General features: G+C 50.4%; 17 protein-coding genes. 15 read left to right on the forward strand and 2 right to left on the reverse strand.

The window, feature by feature from the left end:
• Positions 1-19 precede the first annotated feature (19 nt).
• The 12 genes from rlmN to KMZ15_RS02800 all read left to right on the forward strand — a co-directional run bounded on the left by rlmN (position 20) and on the right by KMZ15_RS02800 (position 12,492).
• Complete coding sequence (rlmN, locus tag KMZ15_RS02745; protein WP_223693947.1) at positions 20-1,204, forward strand: 23S rRNA (adenine(2503)-C(2))-methyltransferase RlmN; 1,185 nt, start codon at positions 20-22, stop codon at positions 1,202-1,204.
• A complete protein-coding gene (locus KMZ15_RS02750; RefSeq protein WP_223693949.1) occupies positions 1,201-1,599 on the forward strand; it encodes a hypothetical protein in 399 nt (132 codons plus the stop codon). Before rlmN ends, KMZ15_RS02750 begins: the two co-directional genes overlap by 4 nt.
• Positions 1,565-2,539, forward strand: coding sequence for a helix-turn-helix domain-containing protein (locus KMZ15_RS02755; RefSeq protein WP_223693951.1), 975 nt, complete (start codon positions 1,565-1,567; stop codon positions 2,537-2,539). Before KMZ15_RS02750 ends, KMZ15_RS02755 begins: the two co-directional genes overlap by 35 nt.
• Before the next feature lie 29 nt (positions 2,540-2,568).
• Positions 2,569-3,858 (forward strand): flavodoxin-dependent (E)-4-hydroxy-3-methylbut-2-enyl-diphosphate synthase, encoded by a 1,290-nt coding sequence (gene ispG / locus KMZ15_RS02760; protein WP_223694659.1) that lies wholly within the window; start codon positions 2,569-2,571, stop codon positions 3,856-3,858.
• 35 nt (positions 3,859-3,893) lie between these two features.
• Entirely contained in the window at positions 3,894-5,216 is a 1,323-nt protein-coding gene (hisS, locus tag KMZ15_RS02765) for a histidine--tRNA ligase (RefSeq protein WP_223693954.1), read from the forward strand.
• Between the two features lie 33 nt (positions 5,217-5,249).
• Positions 5,250-5,900 carry a tetratricopeptide repeat protein gene (locus KMZ15_RS02770; protein WP_223693956.1) on the forward strand — a complete coding sequence of 217 codons (651 nt, stop codon included), beginning with the start codon at positions 5,250-5,252 and terminating at the stop codon, positions 5,898-5,900.
• A gap of 12 nt (positions 5,901-5,912) precedes the next feature.
• On the forward strand, positions 5,913-7,061 hold the full coding sequence (gene bamB / locus KMZ15_RS02775) for an outer membrane protein assembly factor BamB (protein ID WP_223693958.1): 1,149 nt from the start codon (positions 5,913-5,915) through the stop codon (positions 7,059-7,061).
• Positions 7,058-8,395, forward strand: a complete 1,338-nt coding sequence (der, locus tag KMZ15_RS02780; RefSeq protein ID WP_223693960.1) for a ribosome biogenesis GTPase Der — start codon at positions 7,058-7,060, stop codon at positions 8,393-8,395. The genes bamB and der overlap by 4 nt, the downstream gene beginning before the upstream one ends.
• Positions 8,396-8,548: 153 nt before the next feature.
• A complete protein-coding gene (hfq, locus tag KMZ15_RS02785) occupies positions 8,549-8,791 on the forward strand; it encodes an RNA chaperone Hfq (protein WP_223693962.1) in 243 nt (80 codons plus the stop codon).
• A gap of 31 nt (positions 8,792-8,822) precedes the next feature.
• On the forward strand, positions 8,823-10,139 hold the full coding sequence (hflK, locus tag KMZ15_RS02790) for an FtsH protease activity modulator HflK (protein ID WP_223693964.1): 1,317 nt from the start codon (positions 8,823-8,825) through the stop codon (positions 10,137-10,139).
• Positions 10,126-11,049, forward strand: a complete 924-nt coding sequence (gene hflC, locus KMZ15_RS02795; protein ID WP_223693966.1) for a protease modulator HflC — start codon at positions 10,126-10,128, stop codon at positions 11,047-11,049. Before hflK ends, hflC begins: the two co-directional genes overlap by 14 nt.
• Positions 11,050-11,148: 99 nt before the next feature.
• A complete protein-coding gene (locus KMZ15_RS02800) occupies positions 11,149-12,492 on the forward strand; it encodes an adenylosuccinate synthase (protein ID WP_223693968.1) in 1,344 nt (447 codons plus the stop codon).
• A gap of 111 nt (positions 12,493-12,603) precedes the next feature.
• Here KMZ15_RS02800 and KMZ15_RS02805 read toward each other — a convergent pair whose 3' ends face one another.
• The gene (locus KMZ15_RS02805) at positions 12,604-14,910 is read right to left on the reverse strand and encodes a Tex family protein (protein WP_223693970.1); all 2,307 of its coding nucleotides are present in this window, start codon (positions 14,908-14,910) and stop codon (positions 12,604-12,606) included.
• Between the two features lie 197 nt (positions 14,911-15,107).
• On the opposite strand from KMZ15_RS02805, the gene KMZ15_RS02810 reads away from it, so the two are divergent.
• On the forward strand, positions 15,108-15,650 hold the full coding sequence (locus KMZ15_RS02810) for a hypothetical protein (protein ID WP_223693972.1): 543 nt from the start codon (positions 15,108-15,110) through the stop codon (positions 15,648-15,650).
• Positions 15,637-17,637: an ATP-dependent DNA helicase gene (locus tag KMZ15_RS02815; RefSeq protein WP_223693974.1), complete on the forward strand. Its 2,001-nt coding sequence runs from the start codon at positions 15,637-15,639 to the stop codon at positions 17,635-17,637. The genes KMZ15_RS02810 and KMZ15_RS02815 overlap by 14 nt, the downstream gene beginning before the upstream one ends.
• Before the next feature lie 86 nt (positions 17,638-17,723).
• Here the strand turns inward: KMZ15_RS02815 and queF are convergent, their stop codons facing one another.
• Positions 17,724-18,548, reverse strand: a complete 825-nt coding sequence (gene queF, locus KMZ15_RS02820; protein ID WP_223693977.1) for an NADPH-dependent 7-cyano-7-deazaguanine reductase QueF — start codon at positions 18,546-18,548, stop codon at positions 17,724-17,726.
• Positions 18,549-18,843: 295 nt separating this feature from the next.
• Here queF and KMZ15_RS02825 point away from each other — a divergent pair, with 295 nt between their 5' ends.
• Positions 18,844-20,172 carry a hypothetical protein gene (locus KMZ15_RS02825; protein ID WP_223693980.1) on the forward strand — a complete coding sequence of 443 codons (1,329 nt, stop codon included), beginning with the start codon at positions 18,844-18,846 and terminating at the stop codon, positions 20,170-20,172.
• Positions 20,173-20,229 lie beyond the last annotated feature (57 nt).

The following is a 20,229-nucleotide window of genomic DNA, read 5'->3' on the forward strand; positions in this document are numbered from 1 at the left end:
ACTTATAGGCCACTAAAAAATGGCAACCGCCGAAGCCGTAAATTTGCTCGATTTCGATGGGCCTGGGCTGAGCGCTTATTGCGCCAACAGCCTGGGCGAGAAGCCATTTCGTGCAAAGCAATTACAACGCTGGATTCACCAATATGGCGTAGCCGATTTTGATCAGATGACCGATCTGGCAAAATCATTGCGTGCAAAACTTAAAGCACATGCAACGATCCAGCCTCCTGGAATTGCGAGCGACCACCTATCGGCCGATGGCACCCGTAAATGGCTGATCGATGTAGGAAATGGCAATGCGGTTGAGACCGTATTCATTCCCGAAACGGCGCGCGGCACCCTCTGCATTTCATCTCAGGCCGGATGTGCCGTGAACTGCCGCTTTTGCTCGACGGGCAAGCAAGGCTTTAGCCGGAATTTAAGCGCAAGCGAAATCATTGGCCAACTCTGGCTGGCAGAATTTGCCTTGCGCAATTCTTTGCCGCCAGGCGATCTTGGCGCTAATCGCCCAAATCGGGTGATTACTAATGTGGTCATGATGGGAATGGGCGAGCCGCTACTTAATTTTAATCCAGTAGTCAGTGCGATGCGCCTGATGCTGGATGATAATGCTTATGGGCTTTCGCGCCGGCGCGTGACTTTGTCGACTTCCGGAGTTGTGCCGATGATGGATCGGTTGGCGGCAGAGTTGCCAGTCGCCCTCGCTGTCTCGTTGCATGCGCCTAACGATAAACTGCGCGATGAACTGGTGCCGCTGAATAAAAAATACCCGTTGCACGAATTAATGAGTGCATGTCAGCGTTATTTGAAAGCTGCGCCCCGTGATTTCATTACGTTTGAATATTGCATGCTGGATGGGGTCAACGATGAAGTTGCACATGCGCATGAATTGGTTGCGCTGGTGCGTGATGTGCATTGTAAATTCAATTTGATTCCTTTTAACCCGTTTCCTGAGTCTGGACTGAAGCGTTCCAGCGCTGAGCGGATTAAGCGCTTTGCGCAAGTTTTGTTGGCCGCTGGCATTGTCACGACCATTCGCAAAACGCGTGGCGATGATATTGACGCAGCATGCGGCCAGTTGGCGGGGGATGTGATTGACCGCACCCGCCTTGCCGAACGTAGTCAAAGCATGAAAGGCGCCGTCGCGGCAGATACCACGGCTCAAAATAAAGGGCGAGCAATGATCGAGATTCATTCGGCATGATGCTAAGGCGCCTCTTCGTTTTATGTGCAGCATGCTTTTTAAGTGGGGCCTGTTCAGCGCCATCGTCAGTAGTCGTTAGCCCTGGTCCGGCGAAGCAAGCGGCGTTGCGTTACCGGGCGGATTTACATGCGGAACTTGCGCTGGCTTATCTGGACAAAGAACAATTTGAGGTTGCCCGCCGCGAAGCTGCGTTGGCGCTACAACTCACTGCGGATCACCGTGATGCGCTACACGCGCTAGCGCTGATTGAGCGTGCTGCCGGTAATGTGCAAGCAGCAGGGCAATATTTTCAGCAGGCGTTAGCAGTCAAAAGCGGTAAGGACGACCCGTTGTTACGATTAAATTATGCGAGATTTTTAGATGAGCAAGCACGACGAACAGTCTTTGATGACTGATAGCAAGGAACCATTGCCCGCTACTTCGGCAGCGGCTGTTAGCACGGTATGGACTGCCGATGATGGTTCAGCGCGTGTTGCAGGCGAGCAACTTGCTCAATTACGTCAAGCTAAAGGTTGGCTGATTGAAGATGTTTCTGCCCGGCTTAAGGTGCCGGTGGCCAAAATGCGCGCGCTTGAAGCGGGCGAGCTTGAGCATTTACCAGAAGTCACTTTTGCGATTGGCATTATGCGTAGCTATGCAAAAATCCTCGGCACTGATCCGCAGCCTTTAGTCGATGCTTTGCGTCGCACCAGTGGCCAAGGTCCCTCTAACCTTTCAACCTTGAGCTTGCGCGATCCAATTCAGCCACCAAAGCGCAGCGGCTTGACTGCTTGGCAGGGTAAGCGCAGACGTTATCCATGGCTATGGGGCGCGAGCCTACTTGCTTTAATCGTGGCGGTGCTTTTGACATACCGGCATGGCAGCACAACAGCGCAATGGCTTGAGCAGCAGTTCTCTGACCCAGCGCCGGCAGCGTCCACCAGCGAGGCGCCTGTGGGCGCTGTCGAAGAGCGCTCGGTTCTAGCTAGCCAAGCCAATTGGATCACTGCAACTCAAGAAACAAGCTCGGATGTGGTGCCAGCAAGTACGGTGCCGGCTATTTCATCGACTGCATCGGCTTCAGAAAGCCAGCTGAATACGCCAAACGCATACTCAACCCTGCATATCAAAGTTTCGCAAGACAACTGGATTAGCGTAAACCAGCACGATGGCCAACAAGTGTATGCAAATACTCTGCGGGCAGGCGATCAACACACCCTGAAAGGGGCGCCACCATTCAAGGTGGTGGTTGGCAATGTAGTTGGGCTGAGTGCGCTAGAATTGAATGGCAAGCAGGTAGATTCAGCTAAATATATGGGTGCGCGCCAAAATGTTGCACGTTTTGAGTTACCGTAGCCAGATGAATGTGAATGGATAGAAGCGGGATGCAAACGCACAACAAACCAGCGTTACAGGACGTGCCTGTTACTGCTGCTATGGCATGTCGCCGTCTGTCGCAGCCGGTACTCGTGCGCTGGGGGGAGCATCAAGTCACGATTGGCGGGGCGGCCCCAGTTTGCGTCCAGTCAATGACCAACACGGATACAGCAGATGCGATTGCGACTGCAATCCAGATCAAAGAGCTAGCGCAAGCGGGCTCTGAGTTGGTCCGGATTACCGTCAATACGCCACAGGCGGCCCAGGCGGTGCCTATTATCCGTGAGCAGCTTGATCGGATGGACGTGCCCGTGCCGCTGATTGGTGATTTTCATTACAACGGTCATATATTGTTGCGCGATTACCCTGCGTGCGCGCAGGCTTTGTCAAAGTATCGGATTAATCCGGGCAATGTTGGCCAAGGCGCTAAGCGCGATCTTCAATTTGCGCAGATGATCGAAGTAGCATGTCGTTATAATAAGCCCGTGCGTATCGGCGTTAACTGGGGTAGCCTTGACCAGACTGTCTTAATGCGCATCATGGACAACAATGCGCAGCGTGCCGAGCCTATCTCGGCGCAAAGCGTGATGGTTGAGGCATTGATTGAATCTGCACTAAGTAGCGCCGAGCGAGCACTTGAGCTCGGGCTTACGGCTAAGCAGATTGTGCTGTCATGCAAAGTCAGTAGTGTGCAGGATTTGATTGCCGTGTATCGTGAACTCGGGCAGCGTTGCGACTATGCTCTTCACCTCGGATTGACTGAGGCTGGCATGGGCTCAAGAGGTATTGTGGCATCCACTGCTGCGCTGGCTATTTTATTGCAAACTGGCATTGGTGACACCATTCGTATTTCACTAACGCCTGAACCTGGCGCTACGCGTACGGGCGAGGTGATCGTCGCCCGAGACATTTTGCAAGCTCTAGGTTTACGCGCATTTTCGCCAGTGGTGATTGCTTGCCCGGGGTGTGGACGGACGACGAGCACTTCTTTTCAAACGCTGGCCGCCCAGATCCAAGATTATTTGCATCTGAACATGCCGGTATGGCGCAAACGCTACCCAGGCGTTGAAAAAATGAAGGTTGCGGTGATGGGCTGTATTGTGAATGGGCCGGGCGAATCGAAGTATGCTGATATTGGCATCAGCTTGCCAGGTTCTGGCGAAAACCCGGCAGCTCCGGTTTTTATTGATGGTGAAAAATCAGTGACCTTGCGTGGCGAGCGAATTGCTGAAGAATTTCAGCAAATTATCAGCCACTATATTGAGCGCCGTTTCGGCAGTGCGCTTGCAGTAAACTAAAAAAAGATTCAACAAAATAGAGTCAATTAAAATCCATGATAGAGCAACGTAAGAAGGTTGAAAAACTGACCGGAATCAAAGGGATGAATGACATCCTGCCGCAGGACGCAGCCCTATGGGAGTTTTTTGAAAATACTGCGAAAGCAGCACTAAGCGCATACGGCTATCATAATATCCGTACTCCAATTGTTGAGCAAACGCAGCTTTTTACGCGCGGTATCGGTGAAGTGACGGATATCGTTGAAAAAGAAATGTATAGTTTTGTGGATGCGCTAAATGGCGAATGCTTGACGTTGCGTCCAGAAAATACTGCTGCCGTTGTGCGGGCAACCATTGAACATAGCTTGTTATACGATGGTCCTAAGCGTTTATGGTATAACGGGCCGATGTTTAGGCACGAACGCCCACAGCGCGGCCGCTATCGGCAGTTTCACCAGCTTGGTGTTGAAGCATTGGGTTTTGCTGGCCCAGATGCGGATGCTGAAATTATTTTGCTGTCTCAGCGTTTATGGGATGAGCTTGGTTTGACTGGTATCCGGCTTGAGCTTAACTCGTTAGGCCAGCCTGCTGAGCGTGCCGAACATCGCAAAGCGTTAGTCGCTTACTTAGAGCAGCATATGGAGTTACTTGATGACGAAGCGAAGCGGCGCCTATATGCTAATCCGCTACGTGTGCTGGATACTAAACAGCCAGCGTTGCAAGAACTGGTGCAGCAGGCACCTAAGCTAATGGATTTTTTAGGGGAAGCATCGCTGGCCCACTTTGATGCGTTAAGTCAGTTGCTAAAAGCAAATAATATTCCATTTACCCTGAATCCACGCCTTGTGCGCGGGCTTGACTATTACAATTTGACGGTCTTTGAATGGGTCACGGACCGACTTGGGGCGCAGGGTACAGTTGCTGGGGGCGGGCGCTATGATTTGTTGTTTGAGCAGCTTGGTGGCAAGCCCGTGCCAGCGTGTGGCTGGGCCGTAGGTATTGAGCGGGTTCTTGAACTGCTTAAAGAAGATCAACTCACGCCGCAGCCGCAGGGCTGCGATATCTATCTTGTTCATCAGGGTGACGCTGCGCGCACGCAGGCTTTTATTATCGCAGAACGGCTGCGCGACGCAAGCTTTGACGTTATTTTGCACTGTAGCGCCAATGGCGCTCCCGCAAATTTTAAAACACAAATGAAGCGTGCGGATGCGAGTGGCGCACAATATGCGGTTATCATTGGCGAGGACGAAGTTGCACAAGGCTCGGTCACCGTCAAAGCTTTGCGCAAGACCCATGAAGCAGGTAGCGATGTAACGCAGCACAGCATCTCTAACGAGCGTTTACTAGACTATCTAATCGATGCAATGGTTGCCGCCTAGCAGCGCAACCCGTTTCTAAAAGGAAGCAATGGTATGAGTTATCACGACGAACAAGAAACACTCGATAATATGAAAACATGGTGGACTCGGTGGGGTAATACCCTCATCCGATCATTAACCATAGTGCTATTGGTCGGGGCTGCCTGGAGCGGCTGGAATTACTGGCAAAGCCGGCAGGTAGCGCAAGCAGCGGTCCTTTACGAACAGCTGCAACAAGTTGCGCAGGCATCTGCCCAGGAGCTCGATAAAGAGCGGCTTGCTCGTATCATAAGCGATATGCAAAGTAAATTTAAGCGTACGCCGTATGCACAGATGAGCGCACTGATTGGCGCCAAAGCCTTCTACCAAGCAGCCGATAGCGCGGCCGCTAAAACCCAATTGCAATGGGCTATTGAGCATGCGCGCGATACTGAATATCAGCAAATCGCAAGATTGCGCTTAGCTTCAATCTTGCTTGATGAAAAAGCCTACGATCAGGGTTTAAGCTTGCTTGCCCAGCCACCGATGGATACATTTAAAGCGCTCTATGCGGATCGCCGCGGCGATTTATTGGCGGCCCAAGGCAAACGTGATGACGCGCGGCAAGCGTATCAAGACGCATTGCAGTGGTTGGCGACGGATAATGCAAACAATGGCCCGGTACGTCGCCTGGTCCAGCTCAAGCTTGATGCGTTGGGTGGCTAAGATAATATTTTTATGATTTATTCACCTCGCTCTCTGTTTTATCCGCTTGCCTGTATCTTGGCTGTGCTGCTATTCGCCGCTTGCTCATCATCGAAGGATTTGCGGCGCGTTCCTACCCCTCTCGCCGACATTTCCCCAGTGCTTGGCGTCGAGCAAATCTGGACTGCAAATGTCGGTAAGGGCGGCCGTTATTTATTTCAGCCAATTGCTTTCGATGATGCAGTTTATGCTGCCGGGGCCAACGGTACGGTAGCAAAATTTGATGCCAGCAGTGGCCAGACGCTCTGGCGCACCAAGCTTGATACTGACTTATCCGCTGGGGTTGGCAGCGACGGCACAGTGGTGGCCGTTGCTAGCTTAAACGGCACTGTCTATTTACTTGATGCCAACGGCAAATTGTTATGGCAGGCTAATGCAAACGGTGAAATCTTAACCTCCCCTTTAGTTGGCCAGGGTAAGGTTCTAGTGCGCACAACAGATAGCCGCATTATTGCATTTGATCTGCAAACAGGCGAACAAAAATGGGTGTTTTATAATCGTGCGCCGTTGCTGAATTTGCGTACCAGCGCTGAGATGATATTTGCGGGTATGGGCGCGTTTCTCGCTGGCTTTCCAGATGGTTCATTGGCAGCGATTAATCTTTCAAACGGCGTGCCTTATTGGCAAACGCCAGTGGCCTATCCAAGGGGCGTGACCGAGGTCGAGCGCTTAAACGATGTGGCCGGCGCTCCGACGTTGGTAGATGACCAAACTTGTGCCGTGACTTTTCAAGGTGGCCTGGGCTGTTTTAATGTGCATAATGGGCAACCTTTATGGGAGCAGCCATTCTCAAGCTACCATGGGATTGCACAGGATAAAAGCGCATTGGTTGCAAGCGATGATTGGTCAGTGATTTCGCTCTATGATGCTGTCAATGGCAGGCTGCTTTGGCAAAATGCCAAGCTTAAAAGCCGTCGACTAGGAACCCCGATCATCGCTGGCCAAACAATTGCGGTTGGCGATTATCGTGGTTTCGTACATTTTTTCTCACGTGAGCAAGGCGATTTGGTTGCGCGAATGGCAACAGACGGCAGTGCAATTAGCGCGCAGCCGGTGTTAGCCAAGCGTACCCTCGTTGTGCAAACGAGCAATGGTAGTTTATACGCATTCCGCCCCAAATGAAGCCAGTAATTGCCCTAGTAGGGCGCCCCAATGTCGGCAAATCAACTTTATTTAATCGCCTGACGCGCTCGCGTGATGCGCTAGTTGCCAATTTACCTGGCTTAACGCGAGATCGCCATTACGGTGAGGGCCGTTTAGGTGAGCGACCCTATTTAGTGGTGGATACGGGGGGCTTCGAGCCAGTCGTCAAAGAGGGCATCGTCCACCAAATGGCGCGTCAGACACAGCAAGCCATAGATGAGGCAGATGTAGTTGTTTTCATCGTAGATGCCCGCCAAGGAATGACGCCGCAGGATAGTTTGATTGCTGATCATCTACGTAAGACCGGACGGCCATTGAGTTTAGTGGTGAATAAAGCCGAAGGAATGAAGCATAGCGCGGTAGTTGCTGATTTCTATGAGCTTGGTTTAGGTGAGCCCTGTGCGATTTCATCGGCACATGGGGAAGGCGTGCGCGACATGATAGAGCATGCCCTCGAACTTGCTTATGCTGGGCGTGCGGATGAAAGTGAGGCCGATAATGCAGCGCATGGTGTTAAAATTGCAATTGTCGGCCGTCCTAATGTAGGTAAATCAACGTTGGTGAATACGTTGCTTGGCGAAGAACGCGTTATTGCGTTTGATATGCCGGGGACAACTCGCGATTCAATCTATATTGATTTTGAGCGGCAAGGACGGCCTTACACGCTGATTGATACAGCGGGCTTGCGTCGTCGTGGTAAAGTGTTTGAAGCAGTTGAAAAATTTTCGGTAGTTAAAACCCTGCAAGCTATTTCTGATGCAAATGTTGTTGTGCTTTTGCTTGACGCATGTCAGGATATCAGCGAGCAAGACGCGCATATTGCGGGTTTTGTGATTGAACAGGGGCGGGCATTAGTCGTTGGCGTTAATAAATGGGATGGGCTTGATGCTCATACGCGCGAGCGTTTTAAAACTGAGTTAACACGACAATTACAATTTCTCGATTTCGCGAAGTTTCACTTTATTTCGGCGACAAAAAAAATCGGCATCGATCCGTTGGTACATTCGGTTGACGACGCATATGCAGCGGCAATGGCAGATTTGCCAACACCGAAGTTGACGCGGGCGTTGATCGAGGCAGTTGAGTTTCAGCAGCCACGTCGCAAGGGGCCGGTACGACCAAAGTTGCGCTATGCGCATCAGGGCGGTCAGAATCCGCCGATTATTATTATCCATGGGAATGCGCTTGACGCGATAACAGATTCTTATCGGCGTTACCTTGAACGAAGATTTCGCGAAACATTTGCGTTGACGGGTACTCCATTAAGAGTAGAGTTCCGATCAGGGCGCAATCCTTACGTTGACAGAAAGTAGGGCATAATTTTTTAAATTAATTTTTTAAATTAATTAGAAATGAATTTTGCTTCACTTAGTAAATTGGCTGTAGTTATAATAGCTGGCTGAAATTAGAATTTTTTAATATTTTGATTTATTAATCCAATCGCAAAAAGCAAAATGGAGTTTACTATGAGTAATAAAGGGCAACTATTACAAGACCCGTTTCTGAACGCACTGCGTAAAGAACATGTGCCGGTGTCAATTTATCTTGTTAACGGCATTAAATTGCAAGGTAATGTTGAATCTTTTGACCAATATGTAGTATTGCTAAAAAATACCGTAACCCAGATGGTATATAAACACGCAATCTCTACCGTGGTACCTGCTCGTCCAGTCAATTTCTCTACAGATGCTGACGCAGCTCAGGACTAAAACGCTGTCTGGAAACGGGTGGTTTTCGGTTGTGCATAAACGGGCCCGGTTAGGCTTTGATCGTTTGCAAGGGCAAAGATTGGAAATCAACGGGGCCGTTAATAGCCGCAATAATCCACCCGATTTGGATGAGCTTTGGCGCGACTTCAACCGCCGTTTAAGCCGCTTGTTTGGACTAAAAGAGGCGGCTAATGGCGGGCGTGGTCCATTTGGCGGGGGCAAAAATAACCGTTACTATGGCATTGGGATTGGGTGTGCCCTCCTGCTGGCTATTTGGCTGGGCAGTGGTGCCTATATTGTAGGAGAGGGTCAGGCAGGCGTGATTACGCAGCTTGGAAGCTATAAATATACGACCACCTCGACTGGCATCCGGTGGCATTTGCCCTATCCATTCCAGTCATGTACATTGGTTGATCTGATCCCGGCGCAGCCGGTTGAAATCGGCGGCAATAAAAGCAATGAGTTGGCTGGCGTTAAAGCTTCGCCAATGCTGACGCGAGATGGCAAGCTCGTCGATGCGCGTTTTACTATACGCTATCAGATCAAAGATGCTCATGCCTTTCTCTTTAATAATGTCGATGCGCAGGCTAGCATTGCGCAGGCAGGCGAAGCCGCTGCTCGCGCGGTTTTGGGCAAACTCAAACTAGACGATCTGCTCTCTCACAGTCGTGAAACGGCGGTGTTTGAACTCAAGCAAAAGCTGCAAAATAGGCTGGATCTGTACCACACAGGCATTCTCATTAAAGATGTGACAATGCAAACGATACGGTGGCCCGCGCAGATACAGGCGGCATTTGATGATGCGCTTAAGGCAACGCAAGAGAACGAACGTCAAAAGAAGCAGGCCAACGCGCATAGCGATGCACTCCTAGCGCGCGCGCGCGCGGACGTTGCACAGATGATTAATGAGGCTGAGGGTCATAAGGCACGTGTGATCGCTCAGGCGCAAGGGGATGCAGAGCGTTTTAAGCAAGTCTTTGCTGAATATTTAAAAGCGCCGGCGGTCATTCGCGAGCACCTGTACTTGGAAACGATGCAGCAAGTCTATGGCAATGCAACTAAAGTGTTGGTAGATAACAAAATGACTAGCGCTCTAATCCATCTGCCGCTTGATAAGCTATTGGCAAACAGCGCAGTGCCTCAGACTGCAACGCCTGATGCAAGTCCAAGCAAAGGGCCTGCGGCTACAGCAAAGGGAGCGGCAGGCGCGGCTCATGTGGCTGGACAGTCGCCGGCGCCGTCGGCCGATCGTCAGCAAGCAACTGGCCCTACTACGCCAGCGAGCGCTAATCCGGCGAGTCTACGCGACATGCTGCGCACTCGGGACCGTAACGATGATGGACGTTAATGCGGTGAAAGGACAAAAATTCAAGATGAACCGAATCGCCCTATTGATTGCCTTTTTCTTTGCACTGACCTTGGGGGCCTCAACGTTGTTGGTGGTGGACCAGCGTCAATATGCTGTGGTCGTTTCTGGGCTGGGTAGCCTCAAGCGAGTGATTAGCGCTCCCGGTCTTTACTGGAAATTGCCGCTGCCATTTGACCGAGTCATGTTATTGGATAAACGGACGCAAACTGTGACGGCTCAGAATCCAGAGCATTATTTGACGGCCGATAAAAAACAAGTATTAGTCAGGCTATATATTAAATGGCGCATTACTGATCCAGATAAATACTTTAGTCACTTTCGTCACGAATTGGCGCCTGCGCAGAGTCAATTATTGCAATTGGCACACACGGCACTCAATGCAGAATTCGGGCAACACTCGGTAGCTGAGTTGGTCGCCAACAACGACAATCGGATAATGCACGCCGTGCAGACACAAATCGCGCGTGAAACAAGCATGTTGGGCATTGAGATTGCCGATATATCCATGACTCACCTGGATTTTCCGGCAGAGTTGAATGATGCGATATACAAACAGATGGGAGTCGAGCGCACAGAGGCCGCTCACCAATTACGTTCGGCGGGCATGGTTGAGGCTGCTGAAGAGCGTTCCTATGCCGACCGTCAGCGTGAAATGATCTTGGCGCAAGGTTATAAACGAGCGCAGATGGTGAAGGGCAACGGCGATGCGCAAGCCATTGCAATTTATGCAAGCGCGTTCGGACGTGATCCACAATTCTATCGTTTTTACAAAAGTCTTGATGCTTATCGGCAGACTTTTCGTGAACGTGATGTGATCGTGGTTGACCCAACGAGCGACTTCTTCCGCTTTATGCATAGTTCGGCAGGAATGCCAAGTAGCAAGCGCTAAAATTGAACGAATCGATCGTATCCTAGTTAAACGCGGCGATCAGTGGCCGGTCGAAGCGAAAGAGTAACATTCATTTTTAATCCAACTAAAGATTCCAATATGTCTGGCAGCGCAGTAACCCAAGGACGCAATGTCGTCGTGGTCGGCACCCAATGGGGTGATGAAGGTAAAGGAAAAATTGTTGACTGGTTGACTGACCATGCGCAAGGAGTCGTGCGTTTTCAGGGTGGGCACAATGCTGGCCATACACTGATCATCGGCGGCCAAAAAACCATCCTGCGCTTGATTCCATCAGGCATTATGCGCGCGGGAGTGAAGTGCTATATCGGCAATGGCGTGGTTCTTTCGCCTGAGGCGCTGTTTAAGGAAATTGGCGAACTTGAAGCGGCAGGTCTTGCGGTGCGAGATCGACTCTTTATTTCTGAGGCGGCCACCTTAATTCTGCCCTATCACGTGGCGATTGATCAGGCGCGTGAAGCATGGCGCGGTGGCACATGCAAGATTGGCACGACTAAGCGCGGCATTGGCCCAGCGTATGAAGACAAAGTGGGCCGGCGCGCGTTACGGGTGCAAGATCTATTCGATCCAGCAAGCTTTAGTGAACGGCTGCGAGACACGCTAGATTTTCATAATTTCGTACTGAGCCAGTATCTGGGTGGCCACCCTGTGGATTATCAGCAAACGCTAGACACGATGTTAGCTTTTGCTGAGCCACTTGCACCGATGGTCGCTGATGTTTCTGCTGCTTTATATGAACAAAACCGCGCCGGCAAAAATCTGCTGTTTGAGGGCGCACAAGGCACCCTGCTCGATATTGACCATGGCACCTATCCATTTGTCACCAGCAGCAATTGTATCGCGGGTGCGGCGACCTCAGGCGCCGGGGTCGGGCCGCAACAGTTGCACTATATTCTCGGGATTACTAAAGCCTACTGCACTCGTGTCGGTGCCGGGCCTTTTCCTAGCGAACTCTATGATGCGGACAATCCGCAACGGCAAGAGCTAAGCGGCTTGGCGCTGGCTAAAGCAGGGAATGAATTTGGCTCAGTGACGGGGCGGCCGCGCCGGACTGGCTGGCTTGATGCTGCGGCCTTGAAACGCTCGTTGCAAATCAACGGTGTTAGCGGTTTATGCATTACTAAGCTCGATGTGCTCGATAAATTCGATACCATCAAGCTATGCGTCGGCTACAAAATGAATGGTCACTTGCTTGAGTTGTTGCCACCTGGCGCGACTGCTGCTGCCAAGTGTGAACCCATCTATGAAAGCTTTGCCGGCTGGCGGCAAAGTACAGCAGGTATCCGTACTTGGGATGATTTACCACTGAACGCGCGCCAATATCTGCAGCGCATTGAGGCCATTACGGGCGTGCCGATTGATATGATCTCGACAGGCCCAGATCGTGACGAAACGATTCTGCTGCGCCATCCATTTAACGCATAATACAAAAATGCATGCAGCAAATGCATGCTAACTTCACCGGGGTAATCTAGATCAAGTAAAGTTAAAGGAATGGTTTGATGACTCAGAAAAATCAAGCTGAGTGTTGATACATCATACCCGCGGCCCTTTCAGTTTTGCAAAAGCCGTGGCCATCGCACCAGCAGGTTCTGGTTTGCGCTCATGTCGTTGCGGATTACGAGGCGGCTGCGCGACGCTTTTAGTCGCCGGCGCCTCATCATCAAGCCGCATTGTCAAAGCAATCCGTTGTCGTTTTAAATCAACTTCAAGCACCTTAACGCGTACTACTTGGCCCGCTTTGACGATCTCGTGCGGATCTTTGATAAAGCGGCTCGACAGCGCAGAGACATGCACTAAGCCATCTTGATGCACACCAATGTCAACAAAAGCGCCAAAGGCAGCGACATTGGTGACCACTCCTTCAAGCACCATACCCGGTGTTAAGTCGCTTAATTTTTCAACGCCCTCACGAAAACTCGCTGTTTTAAATTCAGGACGCGGGTCCCGCCCTGGTTTTTCAAGTTCAACCAGAATATCGCGCACGGTTGGCAGCCCAAAGCGTTCATTAACGAATTCACTTGGCGAGAGGGGGGCTAATACTTCGCGCTTGCCGATGATCGCCGTAATAGGCTTGCCTAGCTTTGAAAGAATACGTTCAATGATTGGGTAGGCTTCTGGGTGGACGGCCGATTGATCTAGCGGATTCTCGCCGCCATTGACGCGCAAAAACCCTGCCGCTTGCTCAAACGTCTTGTCGCCTAAACGGGGTACCTTCTTCAAATGAGCGCGCGAAGCGAACGGGCCATTGAGGTCACGGTAATCGACAATATTGCGCGCTAGCGTACTGTTTAGCCCAGATACACGCGTCAGTAACGCAGAAGATGCGGTATTTAAATCGACCCCGACAGCATTCACGCAGTCTTCAACTACGGCATCCAGGGTGCGGGCTAATTCGCGCTGGTTAACATCATGCTGATATTGGCCAACGCCGATTGCTTTGGGTTCTATTTTTACTAATTCAGCGAGAGGATCTTGCAAACGTCGTGCGATAGAGACCGCACCTCGTAACGAAACGTCGAGCTCGGGGAATTCATGAGCGGCAAATTCAGACGCAGAATAAACCGACGCGCCCGCTTCTGAGACGATAAGCTTTTGCAGTTTTAATTCAGGATGGCGCTGGATTAATTCGCTCGCTAGCTTATCCGTTTCACGCGAAGCCGTGCCATTGCCAATGCTAATTAGGCTCGCTTGGGTTGTTTGAGCAAGGCGCGCGAGTTTGGCAATCGAGCCATGCCAATCCCGCCGGGGCTCATGTGGATAAATGGTATCTGTTGCAAGTAATTTGCCGGTACGGTCAACAATCGCAACTTTGACACCGGTACGTAGTCCCGGATCGAGACCCATCACTGCCAGCGGACCGGCCGGCGCGGCTAACAGTAAATCTTTCAAATTGCGGGCGAAGACCAGGATTGCATCATGCTCAGCCTGCTCGCGCAATTGCGTGAGAAGCTCATTTTCTAGCTGAGGCTGAACTTTTACGCGCCAACACCAGCGGCAGACACTGGCAAGCCAGATATCGGCAGCCCGGTTGCGCTGCACAATACCGACATGCTCCGCAATCATCGCTTCACCTGGATGAGGCATTTGCGTTTCAAGTATCTCCTCTAGGGTCAGCTTGAGCTGCAACACTCCGGTGCCACGTCCACGAAAAAGCGCCAGCGCGCGGTGTGACGGTATCAGACGGATGCTTTGTGCATAATTGTAGTAATCGCGGAATTTCTCGCCCTCATCCTGCGTATTGCCAGCAATCACGGTCGATGACACGATACCTTGCTGCCATAAATAATCGCGTAACTTACTGAGCAACTCTGCCGTTTCAGCGAATTGCTCAGATAAAATATCTCGTGCGCCATCAAGCGCAGCTTTAACATCTGGAATGTTATGTTCGGCATTCACAAAGCGTTCTGCTTCATGCTGCGGCTCAAGCGACGGGTCTGATAGCAGGGCGTGTGCGAGTGGTTCAAGCCCCGCCTCGCGGGCAATTTGAGCGCGTGTTCTACGTTTGGGCTTATACGGTAAATAAAGATCTTCTAATAGTTGCTTACTCTCCGCGGCGTTAATTGCGTTACGCAAAGTCTCTGTCAGTTTGCCTTGTTCTTCGATACTGTTCAGGATGGTTGCGCGCCGCGCTTCGAGTTCACGCAAATATACCAGCCGCGTATCCAATGTGCGCAATTGGGTATCGTCAAGGTTACCGGTTGCCTCCTTGCGATAGCGTGCAATAAAAGGAACGGTAGCACCGCCATCTAATAATTGCACTGCCGCCGCAATTTGCTGTGGCGCAACGGCAAGTTCAGTGGCAATGCGTTGGATAAGGGCAAGAGTGATGTTATCCGTCATAAGTCAAACTTCGATCGATTGAAGAGCCAGTTGGCTGCAAATTTGTCATTTTGCCATAGGCCGCTCCTAGGTTTTAAAACATTCATTGTTTTCGAAGAGTTTATGCAGCCCTAACCCAGAAAGCCATATCTGGCAATAGATGAAAGTTGATTGCTATAAATGAGCTAAGCAACTAAGAACGCGTTAGAATCCTCTCTATGTTCTATTCATTTCTTGCCATTCTTTTTTTGGCGCTCTCTTTAGGCGTACGCGCTGATGATGGTGTGCAGGCTATGCTTGATGCACGCCAAGCAGCGCTTGATGAGCGTGCCGCGGCACTCGATTACGGCTACGCATTCGAGCAGCATCATTGCTATTCTCGTTTTTTTGTTAATTATTGCTTAAATAAAACTCGTGCCAAGATGCATGACGATAGCGCTGCGCTGCGTAGAGAGCAGTTAGCACTTGATCGTGAATGGCGCGCGCTGCGCGCACAGCAGTATGCTGAACATTTAGCGCAACGGCGGGCGCAAGAAGCGGCTTCTTTGCCGCAGCGCAAAGCGCAAGAGCGACGCAACCAGGCGCGTTACCAAGATAAACAGGCTGACCATCGGCGTAAGCTAGAGCAAGCGCGTTTGCGTTCTGCACGTAGCGCCCAGCAAGTGGCGCGTTATGACGCCAAGCAACAAGCCGCGAAACGGCGTCAAGCAGCTCGCTCGGCGCAGCGTCAGCACAAGCCGGATTCAGATGCCGCTCAATGAATCGGAGCTAGCAAGCGGCTTGGATGCGCAACACACCGCTCAGCTTGAGCACCTCTTTGCGACAGATGGCCCGCTCGCGCGAAAGCTAGCGGGGTATCGTCCGCGCGCAGCCCAGCTTACGATGGCGCGGGCAGTTGCTGCGACCATTGAGATAGGGGCTCGTAGCGACAGCACATTGCTGGTTGAGGCCGGCACTGGCACAGGTAAAACCTTCGCCTATCTGATCCCTGCTATTTTGTGGGGCGGCAAAGTCATTATCTCGACCGGCACTAAGCATTTGCAGGATCAGCTCTTTGCGCGCGATATCCCGATGGTGCGTGATGCTTTGACGGCGCCGGTATCGGTTGCGATGCTCAAAGGCCGGGCCAACTATATTTGCCATCACTATTTGCAGCGCACCGCCAGTAGCGGTAGATTGCCCTCGCCACAAGACGCTGCCCAGTTACGCGACATTATCCGTTTTGCCAAAATCACGCAAAGCGGCGACAAAGCAGAGCTTGCGACGGTGCCTGAAGCAGCTCCAGTCTGGGGACTGGTGACGTCAACGCGGGAGAATTGTCTCGGCCAGGAATGTTCGCACTATAAAGAGTGTTTTGTGATGCGCGCCCGCCGCGAAGCGCAGCAGGCCGATATAGTGGTGGTCAATCATCATCTCTTTTTTGCAGATATCATGCTGCGGGATAGCGGCGTAGCTGAGTTATTACCCAGCGCTAATACGGTTATCTTTGACGAAGCGCATCAATTACCCGCCACCGCCACGCTTTTTTTTGGCGATGCCATTTCTACCAGTCAGTTTCTGGAGTTGGCGCGAGATATCACTGCTGAAGGGCTTCAGTCCGCACGCGATGCGGCTGACTGGGTCGATCTAGGGGCCATGCTTGGCCAAGCTGCACGTGATGTACGGCTTGCGTTTGAGACGCAAAGCGCCAAATTTCCGCTGGCTCAGCTCACCCCCGATCATCCTTTGCATGAGGCGCTTGCCGATTTAACGGCTCAGCTTGCCACCTTGATGGTGACGCTTGCAGCTCAAGCTGAGCGGGCCGAGCCCCTGCTTGCTTGTTTGCGGCGCACGCGTGAGTTGCATGATGCGCTGGAATATTTTCAGACAACTGCGCCGGCTCAAACAGATCAGGTCTGCTGGATCGAAGTTTTTTCACATACGGTGCAATTGCATATCACGCCACTGTCGATTGCCGAGATTTTTGAGAAGCAGCGCGCGGATACCCCACGTGCTTGGATTTTCACTTCAGCGACGTTATCGGTTAAAGGTAATTTTAAGCACTATGCAGCGCAAATGGGGCTTGATGCAGACCGCTCAATGAGTTTACCCAGTCCATTCGATTATGCTCAGCAAGCTTTGTTATATGTGCCGCAAGGATTGCCGCAACCCGCTTCGCCCCATTTTATCGATGCGCTTTGGGAGGCTGTTTTACCCGTGCTTGAGGCCGCGGGTGGACGCGCTTTTGTTTTATGCACGACGTTGCGCGCTGTCAACCAAATTGCGCAGCGCTTACGCGCAGTCAGTCAAACGCGCACATGGAATTTTCCATTATTGGTGCAAGGGGAAGCGAGCCGAGGAGAATTGCTTGAGCGTTTTCAACAAGCCGGCAATGCCATCTTAGTGGGAAGTCAAAGCTTTTGGGAAGGCGTGGATGTCCGTGGCGGTGCTTTGTCACTGGTCATCATTGATAAATTGCCGTTCGCGCCACCCGATGATCCGGTGCTTGCGGCACGGCTTGCATTGCTTGAGAAGCAAGGGCTGAGTCCGTTTGTTGATTATCAATTACCGCAAGCGGTGATTGCCTTAAAGCAAGGTGCTGGCCGGTTGATTCGGGCTGAAACGGATCGAGGCGTATTGATGATTTGTGATTCGCGCTTGATTGATAAGCCGTATGGACGGCGGATTTGGCAAAGTTTGCCAGCGTTTAAACGTACGCGTGATTTGAGTGAAGTGCAGGCGTTTTTCGATGAAGCACAGCATGTGTGAAGATGATTCGCGTGCGTATTCATTCGTTCGCGAAGAAGCGGCGAAGTCCGCTTCGTATCGTTAAACGCCCCTGAAGAGCGGCTGTATTATTGGCGAGCGGTACGCATATTATTGGGTAGCGATAGATTGAAATTCGCTCTGAAAGGGTTAATATCAAGCCCGCCACGCCGCGTATAGCGCGCATAGACGGCGAGTTTGTCCGGCCGGCAAATCTGCATGAGGTCCATAAAAATACGCTCAACGCATTGCTCGTGAAAGCCAGTATGCAGCCGATAAGAGATCAGATAGCGCAATAATCCGGCATGGTCAATTGGCGCGCCAGTATAGCGGATCTGAATGCTTGCCCAGTCAGGTTGGCCGGTGACTGGGCAGTTTGATTTGAGTAAATTAGAGACGAGCGTTTCTTCTATGTCAGCCTCGTTAAAGTGTGCTGATAATAATTCAGGCGCGATCTCATACTGATTGATATCAAGGTCAAGCCGGTCAAGCAGCAAGCCATCAAGTTCTTGCCAGTGCACGGTGGCGAAAGCTGCGGGTTGAGTCAAAATAATGGACGCTGGCATGCCACATAGTGCAGACAAATCATCACTGATCAGGGTGCGGACTTGATCTGCTGAGGCAAATTGTGTTTGGGCAAATGAGCCTAGATATAACTTGAGCGATTTTGATTCGACCAGGTTGGGTGATTCTGCTGGAATGACGATGCGCGCTAGCGCGATCTGAGGCTTGCCTCGTTCATTAAGCCATGATAGTTCATAGGCATTCCAAATATCGGCTCCCAAAAAAGGCAAAGCCGCTGAAATGCCAATTTGCTCGCGCAGCGGCTGGCGTGCAATCGGAAAAAGCAAGTTAGGGTCGTATGGTGTACTGTATTCAGTCGCTTGACCAAGCGGGGACAGGTGCGGATGCATTGATTCTTAACCTAAAAATAACGGGTAGACTGGGGCGGCGCTCTCATCCCAGTGCGGTAGTCCAAGGGTAACTAAAAACTGTTGGAGTGCTGATGAAAAACAGCAATCATAGCGCTAAATTCCCTAAATATTCGGATAGTGCAACCTTATAGTAAAATTAGCCGGAACAGATGATTCAATGAATTGAACAAAATTAAGGGGAAAGCCTGTCAATTTGGTCCTTATCGACTTGATGGGCTTAGGTTGGTTAAATACTTATTAAGGAGGCAGTTAAAAAATATGAAAGAGAAATTTAATGAAGTCATTGATTGTTACGGTAATTCTAAGCTTAAGTGTGGTTGCTTGTGGAGGGGGAGATGAGAATAGTCCTTCTCTTGCGAGCCTTTCCAGTGAGTCAGTAACACCTCCTGTCACACCTCGGCCTGACTTTATAAATAAATTTCCAGCGGGTGAGAATTTCGTAGAGCCGCTTGAGATGCTAATTGGAAAGCACCAAGGCTTATCACAGCCTTCGAAGGAGAGTGATTCCGTACCGTGGCCCTCGTCTGAGCTTTATAACTCCATTAGGGGGAGTCGTGCAGGCCAAAAGAAAGACCCTCTTGTTAGGCGTTATTCTTCCCCTATTCATTCGAGATCAATCGTATCATCCCCTACCTCACCCGTTTCTAATTCTGCGCTTAATATGGTTCAGTTTTCGACAAGGGAGGGCTCCGGAAATTCTATTGAGAGTAATCGCGCAGGCCAGCAGGTAGAGCCTCTTATTAGGCGCTGTCCTCTCCCTTCTAATCCAAGATCAATCCCATCATCTCCTGTCTCGCCTCCTTCTAATTTTAGGCATAGTATGGATCAGTCTTTGATGAAGAGAAATTCCGCATCATGGCCTTCGGAGGTTTATATTCCTCTTGCGAAGAATTATGCATGCCCAAAAAAAGAAGCTCTTGTTAAGCGTTACTCTCTTCCTGTTTCTGTTGCCGCGGCATCCTCCATCTCGTCTACTCTTGCTATTGTGACTGATATAAACCAACTTTCGATGAGTGAAAATTGGGTGGAGTCGCCGAAGTCTAGTTCAAATAGATTAGAACATAAGATTTCTAATTTAGGTATTTCATATAACGATTTGAAATCAAAGGTTTTTTCTGGGCTTTCTAGTGATTTTTCTCTCTTTTTATGTTTGGATACGTATTGCTTGTATGCTGATGATTCCAACGAAGAAGTAAAATTAAAGATATATTTTAATCGGCTATCCGAATCAGATTTTTGTGAGAAAAAATTTCTTAGGCTGAGTGAAGATAATATTACAAAAGATGAAATAATAAATACTGAAAGAGTAGTGTTATTAACTAATTTCGATATTGCATCTGAGAATCTTGAAAATTTTCAAAAAAAAGAGGATGAATCTTATTTCCTGATAGTATTTCGCCGTTTTGAAGGAAATAAAAAATGGTATAAATATGCCATAGTAGGTGATCAACCCTCATGGGAAGAGATCGAAGATAACCATTTTGAGCATTGGTTTGAGACGGGCGCGCAATTTGTTTACTTTACTTCAGATGAGCTTAAAACAGTGAGGGAAGAGGAACAGGCGCCTCATTTGGAAAAAGTACAAGAGGAAGGAATGGAGTAAGGTCTCTTTTAAGCAGCGTGAGCGATACAGTACAATTCGATCTCGCGCCAATTATTG

The sequence above is a fragment of the Mycoavidus sp. HKI genome (genome assembly GCF_020023735.2).
In the GTDB taxonomy this organism is placed as follows: domain Bacteria; phylum Pseudomonadota; class Gammaproteobacteria; order Burkholderiales; family Burkholderiaceae; genus Mycoavidus.